Raw genomic sequence first — 20,963 nt, forward strand, 5'->3', positions numbered from 1 at the left:
CACCGGCGGGAGCTCCCCGACGGCGCCGGCGATCGCCTGCCAACGGTCCCGCAGGGCGCGATTGCGAGGCCGGAAGAGCCGGTCGAAATCCTCGGCACGCGCGAGTGACCCCACCACGCCCTCGACCGGGACCGAGCGCAACCCCTCGTAGGTTTCCGCTGTTCTGCCCAACGCGGCGAGCGTCTCGTCGAGCGACATCAACTCCAGCGGATCACGCCGCCGCGCCGCAGCGGCCATCCGCAACCGGGTCGCGTACCCCTGCCACCACGCTGAACGGAACGAATCGCCCACGTGGTCCACAACACGACCCGGACGTGACTCATTCCAGCTCGGCGGCCGTCGGATACGACGGTTGAGCACCGTGGCGGGTCACGGTCACGGCGGCCACCTTCACCGCCCGTTCGGCGGCTTCGACCAGCTCAGCACCGTCGGCGAGGGCCGCGGCCAGCGCGCCGGCGAACGCGTCGCCCGCGCCCGTGGTGTCGACCGCTTCCACCTTGGGCGACTCGACGGTTGTCGACTTATCACCCTCGATCACCGCCGCGCCCTTGGCCCCGAGCGTGACCACCGCCGCGCGGGGTCCGAGGTCGAGCAGCTCGCGCGGATCAGCGTCCTCCGAACCGAGCAGGTAGGCGGCCTCGTGCTCGTTGACCAGCAGGACGTCCAGCGCGGCCAGCGTTTCCCGCGACACCTCGGCCGCCGGGGAGAGGTTCAGCAGCACCCGCGCGCCGTTGCCGTGCGCCCGCACCACCGCGCGTTCGATCGTCGGCAGCGGCACCTCCAGCGAAGCGACCAGCACGCGAACGCCGTCCAGCGCCTCGTCGGTGACGTCGCCGGGTTCCAGCGCGGAGTTCGCACCGGGGGAGACGAGGATGGAATTTTCCCCGTCCGGAGTCACGGTGATGTAGGCGATTCCGGTAGGCCGATCGACTGTCCGCACGAATTGCGTATCAACCCCCGCATTTGACAGCGAATCCCGCAGCATTTGACCGTAGGCGTCGTCGCCGACCGCACCGAGCAGCGCGACGTCCGCGCCGAGTTTTCCCGCCGCGACCGCGGTATTCGCACCCTTGCCGCCGGGGGACAACGCGGTGTCGCCGCCCAGCACCGTCTCGCCGCCGCCGGGGCGACGGTCGACCGGCACCACCAAATCGGCATTCGCGGACCCGACCACCAGCACCGCAGCACTCATGCCGCCACTCTGCCACGGCCCGTCCTTTCCGCCATCTGTGCCCGAAAGTGAAAGCGTTTGTAACTTTCGCGGCGCTCAGTGCGACAATCAGGCGGAACAGCGTCAGCCCGTCACTCGATCGGGGGATCCGTATCCCCCGGGCGTCACTTCTGAGACGGGCTTCGCTCTTCTTCGAGCGTCACTGGCCTCGAGCCGATGACGTTGCCCCGACCGGAAGCGCACCGGAGAGGGCATCGGGTCGCCGGCGCCGATCACGTAGCCCCCCGAGTGATCGGCGTCGGCGGCGCCCCGGTTCTCGCGCCAAGTGCCGAAATAGGTGTCCAGACCACCTAGACTGCCCAGATGAGCAGCCCCACACGCAGGGGTCGCGCGCGAGCGGCTACCGAATCCGACATCCGCCGGACCGCGCGAAACCTGCTGGTAGGCCAGGGCCCGGAAGCCGTGACGCTGCGGGCCATCGCCCGGGAGCTGGGGATCACCGCACCGGCTCTCTACCGTTACTACGAATCCCGCGACGACCTGCTGGAGAACCTCCGCCTGGACGTCTGCACCGACCTCGCCGCCGAGATCGCCGAGGACATCGCGGAACTCAAGGACGAAGGCCTGCTGCAGCTGTTCCAGATCTGCAAAGGCTTCCGCCGCTGGGCACTGACCCACACCAAGGAATTCACCCTGGTGTTCGCGTCGCCGACCGGGGCCACCGGCACCGCGACCGGCAGCGCGCTGCGCAGGCTCGACGAGCCGTTCGGCCGGATCTTCCTCGCCGCGGCCGGCCACGTGCTCGCCCAGCACGACCTGGTCATGCCGCCGAACGACGTGGTCCCGCCCGAACTCCGCGACGACCTCACCGCGTTCCAGCAGGATCTGCTCACGGTGCTCAAGGAGTCCGGGCGGGAAATCCCGCCGGAGAAGCTGGACCTCGGGCTCACCTACCTGATGATCACCTTCTGGGCGCGGCTCTACGGCCACGTGACCCTCGAGGTGTTCGGCAACTACCCGATCCCGGTGTCCAAACCGGACGTGCTGTTCGAGGCCATGCTCACCGACCTCGCCCGCGACGTCGGCCTCTACTCCGGTTAGGCCGCGTGCCCGCCGTCGACCGAGAGGGTCGCGGCGGTGATGTACGCGCTGTCCGGCGACGCCAGGAAGGCCACCGCGTCCGCGACCTCCGCCGGATTGCCGTACCGGCCCGCCGCGGTCATGGACGCCTGGTCCGCGGCGTACGGGCCGTCCGCCGGGTTCATTTCGGTGTCGGTGGGTCCCGGGTGCACCAGGTTCACCGTCACGCCGTTCGGAGCCAGTTCGCGGGCCAGCGCCTTGGTCAGCCCGACCATCGCGGACTTGCTGACCGCGTACAGCACCATTCCCGGCCCCGGCACGCGATCGGTGACGCAGCTGCCGATCGTGATCACCCGGCCGCCTTCGCCGAGATGCGCGGCCGCCGCCTTGGTCGCGGCCAGCACCCCGCGCACGTTCACCGCGAGCACGCGGTCGACGTCGTCCATGCCAGTCTGCTGCAACGGTCCGACAAAACCCACGCCCGCGTTGTTGACCAGCACGTCCAGCCGCCCGAACTCGGCGACCGCCGCTTCCACCGCGGCCTCCACCGCCGCTGCGTCCGCGTTGTCCGCGCGGACCGCGAGCGCGCGCCGCCCGAGCGCCTTGATCCGGTCGACAACCTCCGCTGCCTGCTCGGCGTTCACCGCGTAGGTGAGCACCACATCCGCCCCAGCCTCGGCGAGCCGCGTGGCCGTCGCCGCACCGATTCCGCGGCTGCCGCCAGTCACCAGCGCCACTTTGCCGTCGAGGTTCATGTCCGTCCTTCCAGTGTGTTTCCCTTGTCCCCCAATACAAGCGGCGGAAGGCGGACGAAGCTGGCGTCTTTCGGTCGTGACGATCCGAGGGCTCTCCGGCAGCAAAAAACCGGCCCGGGAGAGATCCCGGGCCGGTTTTTCGCTGAAGGCTCAGAGCACGATGTTGACCAGACGGCCCGGCACCACGATCACCTTGCGCGGCGTCTTGTCGCCGACCAGCGCGGCGATCTTCTCGTCGGCCAGCGCCGCCGCCTGCACCGCGTCGTTCTTCGCGTCCGCGGCCACGGTGATCCGCGAACGGACCTTGCCGTTGACCTGGATCGGGTACTCGACCGAGTCCTCGACCAGGTACTTCTCGTCCACGACCGGGAACGGCCCGTGCACCAGCGAATCGGCGTGGCCCATCCGGTGCCACAGCTCCTCGGCGACGTGCGGGGCCAGCGGAGCCAGCAGCAGCACCAGCGGTTCGGCCAGCTCGCGCGGGGTCGCCGCGGTCGAGCCGTACACCTTGGTCAGGTGGTTGTTCAGCTCGATCAGCTTCGCGCCCGCGGTGTTGAACCGCATCTCCGCGTAGTCCTCGCGGACCCCGGCGATGGTGCGGTGCAACAGTTTCCGGTCCGCCTCGGTCGCCTCGTCGGCGGAAACCCGCAGTTCGCCGGTCTGCTCGTCGACCACCAGCCGCCACAGCCGCTGCAGGAACCGGTGCGCGCCGACGACGTCCTTGGTCGCCCACGGCCGCGACATGTCCAGCGGACCCATCGACATCTCGTACACGCGGAAGGTGTCCGCGCCGTAGTTGTCCGACATTTCGTCCGGCGTCACGGCGTTCTTCAGGCTCTTGCCCATCTTGCCGTATTCCTGCTTGACCTCTTCGTCACCGAAGAAGAACTTGCCGTCGCGCTCGACGACTTCCTCAGCAGGCACGTACACACCGCGCTTGTCGGTGTAGGCGAACGCCTCGATATAGCCCTGGTTGAACAGGCGGCGGTAGGGCTCCTTCGAGGAGACGTGGCCCAAGTCGTACAGCACCTTGTGCCAGAAGCGCGAGTACAGCAGGTGCAGCACCGCGTGCTCGACGCCGCCGACGTACAGGTCGACGCCGCCCGGGTCGTCCACGCCGTGCTCGGCCGGGCGAGGGCCCAGCCAGTACGCCTCGTTCTCCGGCGCGCAGAACACGTCCTGGCTCGCCGGGTCGACGTAGCGCAGCTGGTACCAGCAGGAACCGGCCCACTGCGGCATGACATTGGTGTCGCGGCGGTACTTCTTCGGCCCGTCGCCCAGGTCCAAGGTGACCTCGACCCAGTCCTTCGCGCGCGACAGCGGCGGCGACGGCTCGGAGTCGGCGTCGTCCGGGTCGAAGGTCTTCGGCGAGTAGTCGTCGACCTCCGGCAGCACGACCGGCAGCTGGTCCTCGGGCAGCGCGATCGGCTGGTTGTTCTCGTCGTAGACGATCGGGAACGGCTCGCCCCAGTAGCGCTGGCGGGCGAACAGCCAGTCGCGCAGCTTGTACTGCACGGTGCCCTCGCCCGCGCCGCGGTCCTCCAGCCAGGCGATGATCGTCTTCTTGGCGTCCGCGACGCCCATGCCGTTCAGGTCGACGGTGTCGTTGGCCGAGTTGATCGCCGGCCCGTCGCCGGTGAACGCCTCGCCCTCGAAGCCCTCGCCCGGGTCGACCGTGCGGACGATCTCCAGCTCGAACTTCTTCGCGAAGTCGTAGTCGCGCTGGTCTTGGGCGGGCACCGCCATGATCGCGCCGGTGCCGTAGCCCATCAGCACGTAGTCGCCGACGAAGACCGGGATTTCCTTGCCGTTGACCGGGTTCACCGCGTAGGTGCCGGTGAAGACGCCGGTCTTCTCCTTGTTCTCCTGCCGGTCCAGATCGGACTTGCGGGAGGCGGCGGCCCGGTAGGCGGCCACGGCTTCGGCGGGCGTCTTCGCGCCACCGGTCCAGCTTTCCGGGTGCTCACCCGGCCACTCCGCCGCGGTCAGCTTCTCCACCAGCGGATGTTCCGGAGCAATCACCATGTAGGTGGCGCCGAACAGGGTGTCCGGACGGGTCGTGAAGACCTCGATCTTCTCGTCTCCCGCAGCGAACGAGACGCGGGCGCCCTGCGAGCGGCCGACCCAGTTGCGCTGCATGGACTTGACCTTCTCCGGCCAGTCCAGCAGGTCCAGGTCGTCGACCAGGCGGTCGGCGTACGCGGTGATCCGCATCATCCACTGGCGCAGGCTCTTGCGGAACACCGGGAAGTTGCCGCGGTCGCTGCGGCCGTCCGCGGTCACCTCCTCGTTCGCCACGACGGTGCCCAGGCCGGGGGCCCAGTTCACCGGAGCCTCGGAGATGTAGACCAGCCGGTGGTCGTCGATGATCTTGCGCTGCTCGACGCGGCTCAGCTCGGCCCACGGACGGCCGTCCGGCGTCGTGCGCTCACCCGCGGCGTACGCCTTCTCCAGCTCGTCGATCGGACGCGCCTTGCGGGCGTCCTCGTCGTAGTAGGAGTTGAAGATCTGCAGGAAGATCCACTGGGTCCACTTGTAGTACTCCGGGTCGATCGTCTCGATCGACCGGCGCTCGTCGTGGCCCAGCCCCAGCCGCTTCAGCTGGCGGCGCATCGTGGCGATGTTCTGTTCGGTCGTGGTGCGCGGATGCGTGCCGGTCTGCACCGCGTACTGCTCGGCGGGCAGGCCGAACGCATCGTAACCCAGCGTGTGCAGCACGTTCCGGCCGATCATCCGGTGATACCGCGCGTAGACGTCGGTGCCGATGTAGCCCAGCGGGTGCCCGACGTGCAGGCCGGAACCGGACGGGTACGGGAACATGTCCTGCACGAACAGCTTGTCCGAGGGCACCGGCTCGCCCGCTTCCGCGAGCGGGCCGACCGGGTTCGGCGCGTGGTAGGTGCCGTGGTCGGACCAGTGGTCCTGCCAGCGCTGCTCGATCTGCCCGGCCAGCTCCGCGGTGTAGCGGAACGGCGGGGCGTGCTCAGCGTCCGCGGCACTCTTCGCCGCGGCCCCGGTGGCCTCGTCAGACCCTGTCATCGCCGTCTTCCTCCGTGTCGAGCCACTCCCAGAAACAACTCGACCCCCCAAGCCAGAAGGCATGAGGGGTCGCCGCGCCGAGCCGGTCATCGGACCAGGTCAGCGCGGCAGGCCAAGGAGCAGCCGAGCCGTGTTCATGCACTCATCGTAACGCCCTGGTCAAAGCCGTTCCGACGGGACCGCCAAAGCGACGACCTGGGTGACTTGCGACGCGGAGAAGTTGTTGTCGCTTACGAGCACGAGGCTGCGCTCCCCGGACGGCAGCGCCGGACCCCAGGTCATCCCCTCGATGTTGTCCACAGTGGACAGCGGGAGGTCGGAAAGGTCGGCGAGCAGCTTCTTTTTCACCGGCTTGACGTGCTTGGCGGCCGTCAGGGACGGAGTGCGGAGGACGTTCGTCGCGCCAGAGGTGTCGATCTCGAAAATGCGCACCTTGTTGCCGACGCCGGTGACGAAGGACCGCTCCATCATCAGGAATTTCGTCGGATCCGCCTGATTCACCGCGAGCATCGAGGAAACCCCGGTGTCGGCGAACCCGGTGGCCGGCTTCGGCTCGGCGAAGAGCTTTTCCTGCGGATACGCGTACTGCGCGAGCACGGGCCCGAACCGGCTCTGCAGGGTGATCCGCGACAACGCACCCGACGTCGGCGTGGGCGGCGGGCCGTCCTGCAGCAGCGGGGCCTCGACCTCGCTGGCCAGCAGCGTGCCGAACCCGGTGTAGGCGAGCCCTTCAAGCACGTAGTTGCGGCGCGGACCGGCGTCCGGCGTCATCCGCTCGTTGGCGGGCAGCGGCAGATCACGCACGTAATGACCGTCACGGGCGGCTTCGCGGATCGACGGCTGGATCAGGTGCTGGTCCGCGAGCCGGTCGCCTTCCTGCGACCAGACGTACTGCCCGGTCCACGGGTCGACGCGCAGTTCTTCCGGGTCGATCGTCTGCTCGTTCTGGGGAGCGGCCGGATCGTTCTTCGCTAGCGGCGGGTACGGCGTGCCGTCCGGGCGCAGCAGCGGATGCGTGCCGGTGAAGGTGACCGGACCCACACCCTTGGCGCTGACGTCGAACTTCGCGGTGTAGAAGCGGGCCGGGTTGATCGCGGACCGGTCGTCGCTGATGAAGACATAACCGCCGGTGCGCTGATCGAAGTCGACCGACGACAACCCGCCGACCGTGGTGCCCTGGAACTGCAGGTTGTGCGGCACCCGCTGCTCACCGAGCAGCCGAACCGGACGCGGCGCGGCGTCCGCGGTTCCAGGGATGAACAAGGACAGCGTGACGATCCCGGCGGCAGCGAGCAGCCGGTGTCGCGTGGACGAAGACATGGCCCGTAGCACAGCCGACGAGGGTATCCGGGACATTGCCGCGAGGTCACGCTTATCCTCAAGAGGTGTTCGCTATCGCGCTCGTCCCGATCGTCCTTGGTGTCGTCGTCGGCTGGGGTGGATTCCTCGGCGTGCGCGGACGGCTGAACAGGGCAAGCGGGGCCGGAGTCCGGACCGAAGCCTCGATGCGCAGCGAAGAGGCGTTCAAACTCGCCAACCGCGTGGCCGGCATCCCGACCCTCGCCGGCGGCGCGGCCGCGGTCGTCTGCGGACTCGCCGGACTCGCGATCCCCGCCACCGCCGGCCTGGTCGCCGCCGCGATCGTCGGACTGCTCGGCCTGCTGGTGATGGTGGTCGCCGGAGCCCGCATGGGCGCGCGAGCCGCACTGACCGTGCCCGCCCCCGCCGCACCGGCCCCGGCCGGCTGCAGCGGCTGCGCGTGCGGCGCCGGCGGCTGCGGAGTCCTGCAGAAGTCCAGCGAAGCCTAATTCCGCTGCAAATCACCAGGATGGGTCGCCAGCAACGCGAGCGGCACCCCCTGGCGACGCAGCACCTGCCCCCACAAATCCCGGCTCGGCGGCGCGAGAATGTCACTGGGCAGCGCAGGAACGATCACCCAGTCCTCGCGCTCGATCTCGCCCGCGAGCTGCCCCGAATCCCACCCGGCATAGCCCGCGAACACCCGCACGCCCCGCACCTTGGGCACCAGGACCTCAGGGTCGCTGTCCAAATCGACCAGCGCCACCGGCCCCCGCACGGCGACCACCCCCGGCACACTCGACGCGGACTCCCCAGTCCGCAACGCGGCAAGACAGAGAGCGGTCTTCTTGTCGACCGGCCCGCCGACAAACACAGACTGCGGCTCCGCGACATGCTCGCCCCACCCCGGCAGCACGTCATTCACCGGAACATCGGACGGCCGGTTCAAGACCACCCCGAGCGTGCCCTCCGCCCGATGATCGATCACGAACACCACGGTCCGCTTGAAGTTCGGGTCGAACATCGTGGGTGCGGCGACCAGGAGCGTTCCCGGTTCAACCTCGGCGTCCGCTGGCACGCCACCCATGATCCCATCACCCGCCACGGGAAAAACTCCCGGCACGGGAACACCAGCACCACCCGCCCCGTTGAGAACAATGAGCCGGCGCACTCGTGTCCCCCGGGCTCACTGAAGAACCGCCTTTGTGGAATACCGGTCCGGCCGGAGCCACACTGCGCCAAGCCGCCGAGAGGCGAAACGAGTGCGCCGGTGTCTTCGTCCTGTTCGGTGCCTCATCGGCACCTTCCCCTCTCACCGGCGCTTTGTACCCGGGGGGCCGAGCCCCCCGGACCCCCGCGGTGCTTGATGGTGGGGGTTGGGAGGGTGGCGGGGGCCGGGGCCCCCTTTGGCTTTCGGGGTGGCTGGGTTGGGCCCCGGGGGTGCGTGTTGGTCGCGCGGTGGGTTCCTGGTGGGCGGGGGTGTTCTGTTTTTGCTGGGTGGTGTTTCGGTGGGGTGGTCTGTCTTTGCCTAGCCAGTCAGGTCCGTCTGTTCTTGTCTAGCCAGCCGGATGCTTCCATCCCTGCCTAGCCACCCGGGCCTTCCGCCCCTGCCAGCCAGTCGGAGCCCTCCGCCCCTGCCCAGCCAGTCAAGCCCCTCCGGCCCAACCAGGCGGATCCCTCCAGCTCTGCCTAGCCAGTCAAGCCCTTCCGGCCCTGCCCAGCCAGCCAGACCCCGCTGCCCCTGCCTAGCCAGTCGAGTTCTTCTGCCTCTGCGAGCCAGTCGGAGCCCTCCGTCCCTGGCTGGCCAGTCAGGTCCGTCTGCCCTGTCTGCCAGTCGGATGCGGTTGCCCTTGCATAGCCAGTCGAGTTCCTTCGTCCCTGCCTAGCGCGGTCGAGTCCTTCTGTTTCTGCCTAGCCCAGGCGGGTTCTTTTGTTCTTGTCTCGTCGGAGGTGTGGCGTGGGGGTTCGCCGTTTGCGGGGCGTGTAGTTGCGCTATTGGCGGTATCTCGTTGTGTGGTTTCGGGCGGAGCCGGGCAGCGGGGTCTCGGGGCGGATGGCCCGGTGCGGCGGTTCGCGGGAGCTTTTCGTTTCGCCTGCGACGCCTCTCTGGTGTGGGCTCGTCGCTAGTTGCATCGGGTCGTGGTCATGCGGTGTGGCGGGGCGGTTCTGGTGGGGGTTCGTCCTGCTCTCGTTGCTGGCTTGGGGTTGCGGGTGTTTCCGCTGGGGGTGGGCCGGGGTCTGCCAGGCGGTTGGGCTGGGGGCCTGTCTCTCGGGCTTGAGGGGGCAACCGCGTCTGGGTCGTCGGAGGGTGGTCTCGTTTGGGCTTGGGCGTGGGTTGCGGGTGCTTTAGGTGTTGGGTTGCAGGGCGTTGGTGGGGGCGGTTTTTTTGGGGGGAATTGTCGGGGGGTCTCGGTAGGGTTGGGGTGTGGGGGAGCGGGGCGAGGCGCGGCGGTTGGTCGGGCAGCTGGTTCGGGATCCGTTGTTTCGGCGGCTGTTGTTCGTGCGGTTCGCGGCGCAGTGGGGGGACGGGGTATTTCGGGCCGGGCTGGCTGGGGCCGTTTTGTTCAATCCCGAGCGGGCGGCCGATCCGCTGGCCATCGCGGAGGGGTTCGCGGCCCTGTTGCTGCCGTATTCGCTGGTGGGGCCGTTCGCGGGAGCGTTGCTCGATCGGTGGGATCGGCGGCGGGTGCTCGTGTACGCCAATCTCGTGCGGGCGGTCGCGATCGTGGCGTCGGTAGGAGCGGTAGCGACCGGGGTGGGCGGGATCGGGTTGTTTTCGCTCGCTTTGCTCGCCGAGGGGATCAGCCGGTTCATCGGGTCCGGGTTGTCGGCTGCGTTGCCGCACGTCGTGGAGCCGCGGGCGGTGGTTTCGGCGAACGCGGTGGCGGCGACGCTCGGGACAGCGATCGCGGTCGTCGGCGGCGGGTGTGCGATCGGGTTGCGGGCGGTGTTCGGGTCGGGGGACGTCGGGTCGGCGGAGACCACGGCGTTCGCTGCGGTCGGCGCGGTTTTGTCGGCTTTTCTCGCGCATCGGTTCGCTAAGGGAGTGTTGGGGCCGACTGTCGTTGACGAGCCCACCAATCCGGTGATGGCGGTGGCGCGGGGGCTCGCCGATGGAGCCAGGCATGCGTGGCGGGCGCCCAGTGTCACAGCTGGGTTCGTCGCGTTGTTCGCGCATCGGGCGGCGTATGGGATTTCGTTGCTGGTCAGCGTGTTGCTGATGCGCAATTACTTCACCGACGACGGGATTTTTCGCGCCGGGCTGCCCGGGCTTGGGCAGATGGTCGCGTGCGCGGGAGCGGGAATTCTCGTCGCGGGGCTGGTGACGGCTCGGCTGATCCGGTCGTTCGGACGGACGCGAGCGGTTCTGGGATCGCTGCTCATCTCAGCGGTCACGCAGGCCGCGCTCGGGTTGCCGATGTTGCTGCCGCTGGCGTTGCTCGCGGCGTTCTTCATCATGGGAACCGGCCAGGTGCTGAAGCTGTCGGTCGATTCCTCGGTCCAGCTCGATGTCGCGGACGAGGCGCGCGGGCGGGTCTTCGCCCTCTACGACACGCTTTACAACATCACCCAGGTGGTGGCGGTCTCGATCGCGGCGTTCTTCGTCAAGGACAACGGCTACTCGCCGGAGCTGGTGGTCGGCGCGACCTCGCTCTACCTGCTGGGCGGGGCCGGATACCTGCTGGCCCGCCGACGCCGCGGCGATTCGCTGCCGCAAACCGTTGAACGCAAACGGGGGTAGTAACTCACCGTCTGGCATTAGGGTGACTTGTGACCCAGTCGAGTTAACCTCGGCACGCGCAACCGACACGGGGGGCCACCGTGAGCACCATCGGCGACGACCGTGCCCGTCTCGACGCCGCTCCAGCTGTCCTGACCTCGCCCGACGGGCTCGTCCGCGCGACCGCCGGACCGGCCGGCACTCTCGGCCGGCTCGAATTCGCCCCGGACGCCTTCGAGCGGACCACGCCCGCGCAACTTGCGTCGACCGTCCAGGCACTCGTGCAGCACCTGGCCGACGCACCCGAACCGCAGCACATCTCCTCGATGCCCGCCCCGCGGCCGACCCCGCGCCGCGTCCGTCCGCGCGGAACCGTTCCGCAGAACCGCCGTCGCGGGTCCTGATGTCGTCCGCTCCGGACGAAATGATTCACGTGGAACCAGCGCGTACCGACCCCGGTCAGCAGGCGCTCGTCGAGATCGGCCGCCTGATCCGGGCGAACCGCGCCGATCCGGACGCGGCGGCCGGGATCGGATTCGCCCAGCTCGGCGACCATTTCGAGGTGCAGGCACGCAATACCGTCGCGGGCACCGAGGTCGTCCAGCGGCTGACCGCGTTGCGCGCCGAGATGTACGAGGTCGGCCGGGGCACCTGGGTGCAGGCGCGTTACGTGCTCACCCCGGACGGAGCGTTCGACTTCGACTACTTCACCGACGACGAACCCCCGTGGACCACACCGCCCGATTCGACCGCCTACCTCGCCGAACTCACCACCTTCCCCCGCGACGACGAACACCTTCCCGACTGGTGGCGGCTGCACGTCGGCCTCCCGCTCGGCGTGGTGTTCCGGCACGCCACCGCCGACTCCGAAAGCCGCGAGCCGCTGTCGGAGCAAGAACTGCCGCTCGTGCTGCGCTATCTCGAACGCGAGGCCGAGGTCGGCGAGGGACACCGGACCGACGGCACCTGGATCTGGCCGGTCGAGGTGGCCGAGCAGCTGCGCGAACACGGGACGGCACCCGAGCCCGAACTGCTCCAGCACATCCGCGACCTGGGCTTTCACCCGCCGTACGTCGAACATCTGGTGCGCCGCACGGCGGAAGCCGACCTCGCCGGGAAACCTCGTCCGCGACCGACCCCGGACGACCTCCAGCGCACCGCGGCCGACATCGCCGCCGAGCGGGAAACCAACCCCGACCCCGTCCTGTCCGACGCCGAACTGCTGACCCACCTCGCCCGTCGGCTCGACTCTTTCGGCGTGTGGCCCGACGTTCGCTGCCTCGGCGGCCGGGAAGCCGGGAAATGGAGTCTCTACCAGGTCAAAGCCGGTTGGACCGTCGTCGCGCCGGATGGTCGCGAGCAGCTCTTCGCCCGCCTCGAAGACGCCGCTCAGCAGCTGCTCGGCGCGCTGTTGCTGCATCCCGCCCGCGCGACCGGCGGGCGCGAAACACCGCTGGAAACCGCACGGGAAGTCGCCGACTGGCCGGTCCAGCCCGCGCCGGGTGACCCTCCCCTCACGCTGCTGCGGAACAAGAGACTCACTCGGTTGGCGGAAGGTACCGTCGTTCTGCGATTCGGCGAAGAACCCGGCAACCTGGTCCACCACCAGGCGGTACGGTTCGCGACGACGTCCCTGCCACTCGAACGGGAGCGCATGGCCAGCACTTTCCGCCTCCGAAGATCACTCCACGTGATCACCGGGGTGACGGTGCCCTGGGCGAACCTTCCCGGGGGCGCGGTGGCGTACGTCTTGCCCAAGCCGATCGCGGAGCACGAGTCCGACGGAAGCCTGGAGAGGATCGAGTAGGTGGAAGCGGCGGAAGCGGTGGAGAAGGTCGGGAAGTGGTTGCGCGCCGTGCACGGCCCCGAGGTCTCCGGGCCGGGCGGCCTCCGGGTCGACCACGACCGCGTGCTGCGGGTCCCCGAAGGCTGGTCGATCCCCTACAACACCGTCGCGTTCCTCGACGACGGCCGTCCGGACAAAGAGCTGTTCCCCGCGCCCTCGGTGCTCGTGCGCGAACCGGACGGCGAACTGCGCCAGGCGCATCCGCATCCCGGCGGGCTCAGCACCCCGGTCGCCTATCCGGGCCAGGAAAGCTGGCGCGAGGTCGTCGATCCGGAGTACGCGAAGGCCGGGCTCGGCGAACTCGGAGTGCCGCTGCCCGCGGTCGCGGGCTGGGTGAAGGTCAACAACGACGGCCATCAGACCGGTGACGAGCGCGAAAACCCCGAGTACAAGGCCGGTCCGATCCGCCGCGGCTATCCGAAGCCGGAAAATCCGCTGGAAACCCTCCTCGCTTTCGCGAGCGTCGGCTGGCTCTCGCGCGAACAGCTGCTGATCGGCTTGCTGCGCTGCGAGGTCTTCGTGCCGTTCGACCTCAAAACCGGCGCGACGGACCGCTTCTATTTCTCCGAAGAACGCAACGAGCTGCGTGTTTTCAGCTCGACCCGGCATCTGCCCGCCCGCGAGCACGCCTGGTGGCGGGTCGACTTGGCGACACTCGCCGAGTTCGAACATCCGCCGAACCTGGTGATCAACGGTGGTCCGGCGACCTTCGAGGACGTCTCGGGCGCCGAGCTGGCCACGATCGCGAAGCGGTTTCCCCGCCAGGAGCCGAGAGTCGACGAGAACGGCCGCTGCCCGGAGATCGAAGAAGACCTGGAGAAGTTCGCCGTCGAAACCGCCGCCCGGATCGGGCTGGAAAAACCGGTCGACATTCCGAAAGCCGCGGCGGAACGCGCGCGGCGGCACGGTTTCGAGCTGACCGCCGACGAATGCCGCAAGACCGTCCTCGGCCGGTCGTGGCTGCGCCGCTTCGAACAGCCGGAGCCGAGCCGTTCCCGGCCGAACGACCTGCGCGCCAACGGTCTCGTGCCGTCCTGGGACAACGAGGGCCGGATCGTCCCCAAGCTCGACACGTTCGGCAAGTACCCCGAGATCAGCCTGGAGAACTTCCGTTACGGCTGGCAGCGGGTCGTCGGCGCGTGGGTCGGGTTCGCGCTCGGCGAGGCGCTCGGATCGGCCGTCGACCGGATGCGGCTGGACGAGATCGTCTCGACCTACGGTCCGGACGGCGTCCGCGAACTCCCGCTCGCGTTCGACCAGCCGGGCCGGATCGGCTCGATGACGCAACGGCTGCTTTTCCTGACCGAGGCCGTCATCCGCAGCCCGCATCGCGAACAGCCGGAGTCGCGCGACGTCGAAAAACTCTTCCCCGGCGTGGTCCGCGGCGCGCTGGGCCGCTGGCTGCACACGCAGGGCGCGGCGATCCAGAACGCCGACGGTTTCCTCGTCAAGGTGCCCGAACTGCACGCCCGCCGCGCCATCGACGACACCGAACTCAACGCCTATCACGCGCTGGTCACCGGCGATCCGCAAGCCGCGCCGATGTCGGGTCCGGCCGCGCTGCTCGGCGCGCTGCCCGCGGTGCTGACCGCGGCCGGTCCGGGCACCGGGTTCAGCGGCGGCATCGGCCAGGTCGTGCGTGATCTGGCTGGCGTGACGCATCAGCCGGACGACGTGGCCGCCGCGACCTACCTGGCGTGGGTGTTCGAAAAGGCGCTCACGAAGGACTCGTTCAGCTATCCGGTGTGGAACCTGTCCCGTGAGGTTCTCGACGAGCACGACGGCCCGGAATGGGGACCGGTGCGCGACCTGGTGGCCGAGGCGGTGCCGTTCTTCGGCGAGCACGGCCTGCCGGATCTGCGCATGCCGGAGCTGATCGGCGACGGGCACAGCACGCTTTCCGTTCTCGGCCGTTCGTTCGCCGCGCTGTCCGGATTCGAGAACTACCCGGAACAGGCGATGCTGCGCGCGGTGAACCACTCCGGCCGCAGCGCGCTCACCGGCGCGTTGACCGGTGCCCTGCTCGGCGCGCGGGTGGGCGTTCCCGGACTGCCCCGGAAGTGGCTCGAGCAGCTGGAACTGCACCACTTGATCGAACAGGTGGCCACCGACGCGCTGTGGCATTTCGACCGTCATTCGGCACGGAACGCGCTCGGCGACGCCTGGGTGCAGCGCTACCCACGGCACTGATCGGTCACCCGGGCAGGTATTTGTGGGCGCATATTCTCCCCGCGCCGGTGACCGATGGTCGGGTCGTGACACGGTCAGATAAGTTCGTTGCGGCTACACGGGGGACTTCGGGGAGGAACCAGACGTGCGGTACCGGGTGGAATCGGGAGAACGCCCAGACGGCCTGTACGCGACGCTCGACGATCGGACTTTCGCGGCACAGCGCTCCACCACCGACGGCACGCTGCTGCTGACGGTCGTCGGCGACGAGGAAGCGCCCGAAGGCTTCGATCGCGAGCACGAGGGCAAGCCCGCCAGAGTCGTACTCGCGAACGAGGTGCCCGCGACGTTCGACCTGCGCACCTACGTCGAATACGACGACGAACTGTTCGAGGTCGCGCCGGGGGACCAGCCGAACCTGACCCTGCGCTGGACGCGGCACGATCCGGTGCGCGCCGCGCAGCTCGGGCTCACTGATTTCTCGGTGACCGTCCCGGGCAAGGAGCTGACCGGGCTGTGGCTGACCCGGCACGACTACGGCGAGCCGAAGGCCGAGACCGAGGGCGGCGACCAGACCCGGATCCTGCGGGGGATCGGCCGCACGCTGCGCCAGGTGCCCGGCGGGTGGACGCGGGTCGCCGCGCAGTTCCGGCAGGTCGGCGACTACGCCGAACTGGAGGTCCGCGCGGTCGGCGACGAGAACGGCCCGGTTTCGGTGTCGCTGCCCGGCACGCCGCAGCTGAGCACGCTGTTCACCCAGCTGCGCGCGGCGATGTACCAGCCGGAGAGCGGCACCTGGTTCCAGGGCACCTTCACGCTCGACGCCGATTCGCAGTTCGATTTCGACTTCGACGCCGACCAGGAGCCGGACTGGCGGCTGCCGCCCAACGACGGCGGCGAGCCCGCCCGCGAGTCCTACCTCGTGGAGCTGACCCGCTTCCCGCGCCCGGACAAGCATCTGCCGGACTGGCTCGGCGCGAAAGCCGGGCTCCCGCTGAGCGTCGGGTTCCGCCAGGCGCGGCCGGTCGACGTGCACAACGAGGGCGAGCGGCCCGTGGTGAACCGCCCGCCGGTGCCGCCTGACCAGGTGCGCGGCGTGCTCGACTACCTGTTCCGCGCGCCGGTCGTGCTGCACCGGCCGGTGCCCCAGCCGGACATCTTCGCGCCCGGCGCGCCGCCGGACGTACCGCAGGCGTTCCACACCGACGGCACCTGGATCTGGCCCGCCGCCGTACCGCACTACCTGCGCAAATACGGGGTTCCGCCGGAGCCCGAGCTGGTCGAGCACATCCGCGCCGCCGGGTTCCGGCCGCCGCTCGTGCGCGATCTGGTGCGCGCGACCGCCGAGGCTGACGTGCTGGGCAAACCGCGTCCGGGACGTACCGAGGCCGACATCCCGGACGGCAGTTCGCTCGCCCGAGCGGTCCGCGGCGAGCAGACTCGCGGGCTGCGCGCGGCCGAGACGCTGGCGCTGCTGCAGCAACGGCTCGTCGAGCACGGTGTGCCGTCGTCGGCGTACCGGATCGGTGCTGACGAGGTGCCCGCCGAAGGCGTGTGGACCTTGCGCCGCGCGGAAAACCGCTGGGAGGTGTCGCGTCCGCCGACGGTGGAGCCGGTGGCGTTCGCCACTCTCGCCGACGCGGCCCGGTTCCTCCTCGGCACGCTGCTGATGCTGCCGCCGCAGGCCCCGGACGAATCCGATCAGCCCGCGGACTGGCCGATCCTGCCGATGCGCGGCGAGCCGCCGCTGTCGTTCTTCCGCGGCAAGCGGATCGTCGTGCTGCCCGCCGGGACCACGGTGGTCCGGTTCGGGCCTGAGGCCGGGAATTTGGTGCACCCGAATTCGGTGCGGTTCCTCGAAACCTCGCTGACGCCGGACCGCGAACGCGACCGGCACGAGTACCGCGTGCAGCGCACTATCCGGGTGCTGACCGGCGTCACCGCGCCGTGGGGTCCCCAGCCGGGCGGGGCCACGGCCTACCTGCTGCCGCGGCCGATCGCGCAGCACCTCGAACAGGGATCGCTATCCCGGCTGTGAAGCCGTGATCAGCACGGCGGGCGACCACCAGTAGTCCGCGAGCGGTTCCACTGTCACGTCGGCGAACCCGGCGGCTTCGAGCTGCCGGGTCCACTGCGCGGCCGGATGTTCCCAGTTGGTCCGCGCCGTCCCGGCGGCGACGCCGAGCAGGACCGGCAGCAGAAACCCTTGCGCCACCAGGGAAGCCTGCTCGCCGTACTCGGCGACACCACGTTCGTACCGCTGCGCGAGCGATTCCAGGTCGGCAGTGTCCGGCACGTCGAATTCGGCCAGTACCAACCGTTCTGTCCGCGGTCGCAACGCGCTCAGCACCTCGGCCCGAGCCGCGGGCTCGATCGACTGCAGCGCGAAGGTCGATTGGGTGAGGTTCCACGTGGAACCATCCGCGGCGAGAAAATCCTGTGCGGTCAAGGAAAACCGGCGCGCACCAGGGACTTTGACGTCCGCGAGCAGCGCCTCCGACGGCTCCACGAGATCGATCCGCTCCGGCCGGAACGAGGCCCGCGCCAACGCCGGCTCGATCGCCAGCCCGTCGCCGCATCCGAGATCCAGCAGCGCCGCCGGACGCCAGGAGTCGTACCGCGCGGCCAATTCTTCGCTCAACCGCCGGTACAACTCGACGTTCCCGCCGCCGCGAATGAACGCCGTGAACGCCTCGGGCTGGTCGTACACCGGACCACTCGGGCCAGCCGCGAGATACGTCGCCAGCTCCGCGCCCAACGGAGTCCCGGCCGCAGCGGCAAGCGCACCCGCCCGCTCGACGTCCCCGTCCCGATACGCCGCCAGCGCACCGGCCACCCCGCTCACAGCGGCACCCACAACGTCACCCGCGTTCCGCTCCCCGGACTCGATTCGACCAGCGAAGTCCCGCCAACCTCGGACAGCCGCGCGGTGATCGACTCGCTGATGCCGAACCCGGCAGGCCGATCGTGCGGACTGAACCCGGTGCCGTGGTCCCGAGTGATCACCGCGATCCCTCCGTTGCGTTCCTCCACGCGCACGACGACTTTGTCCGTCTCCGCGTGCTTCATCGTGTTGCGCATGGCTTCCCGCACCGCGTCGCGGATCGCGATCTGCCGGACTTCGGACAGCGTGTCGTCGTCCAGTTCGGCGATCACCAGCTGCGCGCGCAGGCCGTCGCGAGCCATCTCCGCGGCCAGCGCCGCGAGCTTCTCGCCGAGCGGCCGCGCGCCCTCCTCGGCCCGCTGCGCGGCGGCGGTCTCGATCGTCTGCCGCAGCTCGATCGCCTGCGCGCGGGCCAGCCGCTGCACTTCGACCAGCCGCTGATCCGAATCGCCGGGACCGCCGAGCGCGATCGCTTCCAGCGTCTGCAGCACCGTGTCGTGCAGCATCCGGTGCTGCCGCGCGCGTTCGGCGAGCCGTCCGTTGCGGATGCCGTACGCCAGCGCCAGCCGGATCCCGAGCCCGAGCAGGATCAGCGCACCGACCGCGGTGAACAGGACGCCGAACATCGTCGGGTACAGCGACGCGGCCTGCGCGAAATCGAACGTGCCGTGGTTGAGCAGGTCCGACAGCAGCCGCACCGGCAGGCTGAGCACCACCAGGCCGATCCCGGACGGGATGCCGACGGCGAGCGTGAGCAGAGCGACGCTGCCGAGCAGGTGTTTGTCCGCGACGCCGACCGCGTCGTGGAAGACCGCGGGCGACACCGTCGCGCCCATGAACAGCTCGAACGCGAGCGTGGCCAGGAGGTCGACCACCAGCAATCGGCCGGCGAGGTCACTGCGGAAGGGCGCCCGGCGCATCATCCAGAACAGCCCGAACGCGCTCAGCGCCACCGAGCACACGGTGACGATCGCGACCGACGCCAGCCCAGCCGACCCGTGCTTAACCGCGTACGAAGCGAACGTCGCGGGTACCACTAGCAGCCGGTAGACGAGCGGGACCAGCACCACGTACCGGGCCGCCCGTAGCAGCAGCCCGTCGTGGTGCCGTTCGTCGACCGGACCGGCCATCCGCGAGATCCGCTGCAACGCGCGTACCGGGGTGGGATCGGCGATCTCGTCGGTCAGCCCGGTCGTCGCCGTGGCCAGCGCGGGCGTGCCGCGGCGCAACAGCATGACGAGAAAGCTGGCTCCGCGCCGGTTCCCGTCCTGCTGCCGCGTCATCGATCCCCCTGTTCGGTTCGAGACAGGGAGTATCTCGGCTGCCCGGTCGATGATCCAGTGTTTGATGGCGCCGACTTCGTCGGCGCGTGCGGGATCGCCTTGAAGTCGGCGTGCGGAGGGGCGGTGCACCCGGCCTTGGGGCCGTGCACACCGCCCCTCCGCACGCCGACGCGATCCCGCGGTTCGGTTCAGTTCTGCGGTGGCTGGTTCGGGCCTAGGTCTTCTGCTGCCGCCCATTTCTTCAGTTCGGCGACTGCCTCGTCGTGGTCGAGGGGGCCGCGGTCTAGGCGCAGTTCCTTGAGGAACTTCCAGGCCCGGCCGACCTGCGGGCCCGGCGGGAGGCCGAGCAGCCGCATGATCTCGTTGCCGTCGAGGTCCGGCCGGACGCGGTCGAGGTCCTCCTGCTCCTTGATCCGCGCGATGCGGGCCTCGAGGTCGTCGTAGGTCGCCTGCAGCGCGGCCGCCTTGCGCTTGTTGCGCGTGGTCGAATCGGCGCGGACGAGCTTGTGCAGCCGGGTCAGCAGGTCGCCGGCGTCGGTGACGTAGCGGCGGACCGCCGAATCGGTCCACTCGCCGCCGCCGTACCCGTGAAAGCGCAGGTGGAGGAACACGAGCTGGGAGACCTGCTCGACGATCTCCTTCGAGTACTTCAGCGCGCGCAAACGTTTGCGGGCCATCCGGGCACCGACCACCTCGTGGTGGTGGAAGCTCACGCCGCCGCCGGGGGCGAACTCGCGGGTGGCCGGCTTGCCAATGTCGTGCAGCAGCGCCGCCAGCCGCAGCACCAGGTCCGGCTCGCTGGCCGGTTCGTGCGACTTCTCCAGCGCGATCGCCTGCGCGAGCACGGTGAGCGAATGCTGGTAGACGTCCTTGTGCTGGTGGTGCTCGTCGATCGCCAGCCGCATCCCGGGCAGCTCGGGCAGCACCCGGTCGGCCAGCCCGGTGTCGACCAGCAGCTCCAGGCCCGGCCGCGGATCGGGGGCCAGCATCAGCTTCGACAGCTCGGTCTGCACCCGCTCGGCGGTGATCCGGTCGATCTCCTCGGCCATCGACGTCATCGCCTCGACCACGCGCGGCGCGGCGGTGAAGCCGAGCTGCGCGGAGAACCGGGCGGCGCGCATCATCCGCAGCGGGTCGTCGGCGAACGACTCCTGCGGCAGCGCCGGGGTGTCGAGCACCTTCAGCCGCAGCGCGTCCATCCCGTCGTGCGGATCGATGAACGTCTTCCCCACCAGGTCGATCGCCATCGCGTTGACGGTGAAGTCGCGGCGCAGCAGGTCGCCCTCGATGGTGTCGCCGAAGGTGACCTCGGGATTGCGGCCGACGCGGTCGTAGCTGTCCGCGCGGAACGTGGTGATCTCCAGCGTCGTGCCGTTTTTGGTGACGCCGACGGTGCCGAAGGCGATGCCGACGTCCCAGACCGCGTCGCCCCATTCGCTCACGATCTGCAGCACCCGGTCCGGGCGCGCATCGGTGGTGAAGTCGAGATCGTTCGACAGCCTCCCGAGCAACGCGTCGCGCACGCTGCCGCCGACCAGGTACAAGCTGTGGCCAGCACGGGCGAAGCGCTCGGCCAGCTCATCGGCCAGCGGGGACACTCGCATCAGTTCCGTCACCGCGTTCTGCTGGGCGACCAGGTTGTTCACTCGAATCCCACCACGAAAATGGCGCCAACTCCGCCGGCGCCGCCGGACACGGACACGGAGAGCCAGAGTA

At 69.5% G+C, this 20,963-nt stretch carries 15 protein-coding genes; 7 read left to right on the forward strand and 8 right to left on the reverse strand.

What is annotated here, in order from left to right; translation table 11 throughout:
* Positions 1 to 319: 319 nt before the first annotated feature.
* The gene (locus ACWGIC_RS23120) at positions 320 to 1,192 is read right to left on the reverse strand and encodes a ribokinase (protein ID WP_452078018.1); all 873 of its coding nucleotides are present in this window, start codon (positions 1,190 to 1,192) and stop codon (positions 320 to 322) included.
* A 342-nt stretch (positions 1,193 to 1,534) separates the two neighbouring features.
* Between ACWGIC_RS23120 and ACWGIC_RS23125 the strand changes: the two genes are divergently transcribed.
* Positions 1,535 to 2,272, forward strand: a complete 738-nt coding sequence (locus ACWGIC_RS23125) for a TetR/AcrR family transcriptional regulator (protein ID WP_452078019.1) — start codon at positions 1,535 to 1,537, stop codon at positions 2,270 to 2,272.
* Here ACWGIC_RS23125 and ACWGIC_RS23130 read toward each other — a convergent pair.
* The 3 genes from ACWGIC_RS23130 to ACWGIC_RS23140 all read right to left on the reverse strand — a co-directional run bounded on the left by ACWGIC_RS23130 (position 2,269) and on the right by ACWGIC_RS23140 (position 7,365).
* Positions 2,269 to 3,006 carry an SDR family NAD(P)-dependent oxidoreductase gene (locus ACWGIC_RS23130; protein WP_452078020.1) on the reverse strand — a complete coding sequence of 246 codons (738 nt, stop codon included), beginning with the start codon at positions 3,004 to 3,006 and terminating at the stop codon, positions 2,269 to 2,271. The genes ACWGIC_RS23125 and ACWGIC_RS23130 overlap by 4 nt on opposite strands.
* A gap of 150 nt (positions 3,007 to 3,156) precedes the next feature.
* A complete protein-coding gene (leuS, locus tag ACWGIC_RS23135; RefSeq protein WP_452078021.1) occupies positions 3,157 to 6,045 on the reverse strand; it encodes a leucine--tRNA ligase in 2,889 nt (962 codons plus the stop codon).
* 159 nt (positions 6,046 to 6,204) lie between these two features.
* Complete coding sequence (locus ACWGIC_RS23140; RefSeq protein WP_452078022.1) at positions 6,205 to 7,365, reverse strand: esterase-like activity of phytase family protein; 1,161 nt, start codon at positions 7,363 to 7,365, stop codon at positions 6,205 to 6,207.
* Positions 7,366 to 7,430: 65 nt separating this feature from the next.
* Here ACWGIC_RS23140 and ACWGIC_RS23145 point away from each other — a divergent pair, with 65 nt between their 5' ends.
* Complete coding sequence (locus tag ACWGIC_RS23145) at positions 7,431 to 7,853, forward strand: SdpI family protein (protein WP_452078023.1); 423 nt, start codon at positions 7,431 to 7,433, stop codon at positions 7,851 to 7,853.
* Here the strand turns inward: ACWGIC_RS23145 and ACWGIC_RS23150 are convergent.
* Positions 7,850 to 8,431 (reverse strand): YqgE/AlgH family protein, encoded by a 582-nt coding sequence (locus ACWGIC_RS23150; RefSeq protein ID WP_452078041.1) that lies wholly within the window; start codon positions 8,429 to 8,431, stop codon positions 7,850 to 7,852. The genes ACWGIC_RS23145 and ACWGIC_RS23150 overlap by 4 nt on opposite strands.
* Before the next feature lie 1,338 nt (positions 8,432 to 9,769).
* Between ACWGIC_RS23150 and ACWGIC_RS23155 the strand changes: the two genes are divergently transcribed.
* From ACWGIC_RS23155 to ACWGIC_RS23175, 5 genes are all read left to right on the forward strand, one after another.
* Positions 9,770 to 11,086 (forward strand): MFS transporter, encoded by a 1,317-nt coding sequence (locus ACWGIC_RS23155; protein WP_452078024.1) that lies wholly within the window; start codon positions 9,770 to 9,772, stop codon positions 11,084 to 11,086.
* Between the two features lie 80 nt (positions 11,087 to 11,166).
* A complete protein-coding gene (locus ACWGIC_RS23160; RefSeq protein ID WP_452078025.1) occupies positions 11,167 to 11,469 on the forward strand; it encodes a hypothetical protein in 303 nt (100 codons plus the stop codon).
* A gap of 29 nt (positions 11,470 to 11,498) precedes the next feature.
* A complete protein-coding gene (locus ACWGIC_RS23165) occupies positions 11,499 to 12,872 on the forward strand; it encodes a glycohydrolase toxin TNT-related protein (protein ID WP_452078026.1) in 1,374 nt (457 codons plus the stop codon).
* On the forward strand, positions 12,873 to 15,101 hold the full coding sequence (locus ACWGIC_RS23170) for an ADP-ribosylglycohydrolase family protein (RefSeq protein ID WP_452078027.1): 2,229 nt from the start codon (positions 12,873 to 12,875) through the stop codon (positions 15,099 to 15,101).
* A 124-nt stretch (positions 15,102 to 15,225) separates the two neighbouring features.
* A complete protein-coding gene (locus tag ACWGIC_RS23175; RefSeq protein ID WP_452078028.1) occupies positions 15,226 to 17,118 on the forward strand; it encodes a TNT domain-containing protein in 1,893 nt (630 codons plus the stop codon).
* Here the strand turns inward: ACWGIC_RS23175 and ACWGIC_RS23180 are convergent.
* From ACWGIC_RS23180 to ACWGIC_RS23190, 3 genes are all read right to left on the reverse strand, one after another.
* Entirely contained in the window at positions 17,104 to 17,937 is an 834-nt protein-coding gene (locus ACWGIC_RS23180; protein WP_452078029.1) for a class I SAM-dependent methyltransferase, read from the reverse strand. The genes ACWGIC_RS23175 and ACWGIC_RS23180 overlap by 15 nt on opposite strands.
* Positions 17,922 to 19,247, reverse strand: coding sequence for a sensor histidine kinase (locus tag ACWGIC_RS23185; protein WP_452078030.1), 1,326 nt, complete (start codon positions 19,245 to 19,247; stop codon positions 17,922 to 17,924). Before ACWGIC_RS23185 ends, ACWGIC_RS23180 begins: the two co-directional genes overlap by 16 nt.
* A gap of 188 nt (positions 19,248 to 19,435) precedes the next feature.
* Entirely contained in the window at positions 19,436 to 20,893 is a 1,458-nt protein-coding gene (locus ACWGIC_RS23190) for a CCA tRNA nucleotidyltransferase (RefSeq protein ID WP_452078031.1), read from the reverse strand.
* Positions 20,894 to 20,963 lie beyond the last annotated feature (70 nt).

The sequence above is a fragment of the Amycolatopsis sp. NPDC054798 genome (assembly GCF_053611505.1).

Bases quoted from the DNA above. Each gene is read 5' to 3' on its own strand.
- ACWGIC_RS23125 (WP_452078019.1), top strand. From the start codon at position 1,535: ATGAGCAGCCCCACACGCAGGGGTCGCGCGCGAGCGGCTACCGAATCC.
- ACWGIC_RS23140 (WP_452078022.1), bottom strand. From the start codon at position 7,365: ATGTCTTCGTCCACGCGACACCGGCTGCTCGCTGCCGCCGGGATCGTC.
- leuS (WP_452078021.1), bottom strand. From the start codon at position 6,045: ATGACAGGGTCTGACGAGGCCACCGGGGCCGCGGCGAAGAGTGCCGCG.
- ACWGIC_RS23185 (WP_452078030.1), bottom strand. From the start codon at position 19,247: ATGACGCGGCAGCAGGACGGGAACCGGCGCGGAGCCAGCTTTCTCGTC.
- ACWGIC_RS23150 (WP_452078041.1), bottom strand. From the start codon at position 8,431: ATGGGTGGCGTGCCAGCGGACGCCGAGGTTGAACCGGGAACGCTCCTG.
- ACWGIC_RS23120 (WP_452078018.1), bottom strand. From the start codon at position 1,192: ATGAGTGCTGCGGTGCTGGTGGTCGGGTCCGCGAATGCCGATTTGGTG.
- ACWGIC_RS23130 (WP_452078020.1), bottom strand. From the start codon at position 3,006: ATGAACCTCGACGGCAAAGTGGCGCTGGTGACTGGCGGCAGCCGCGGA.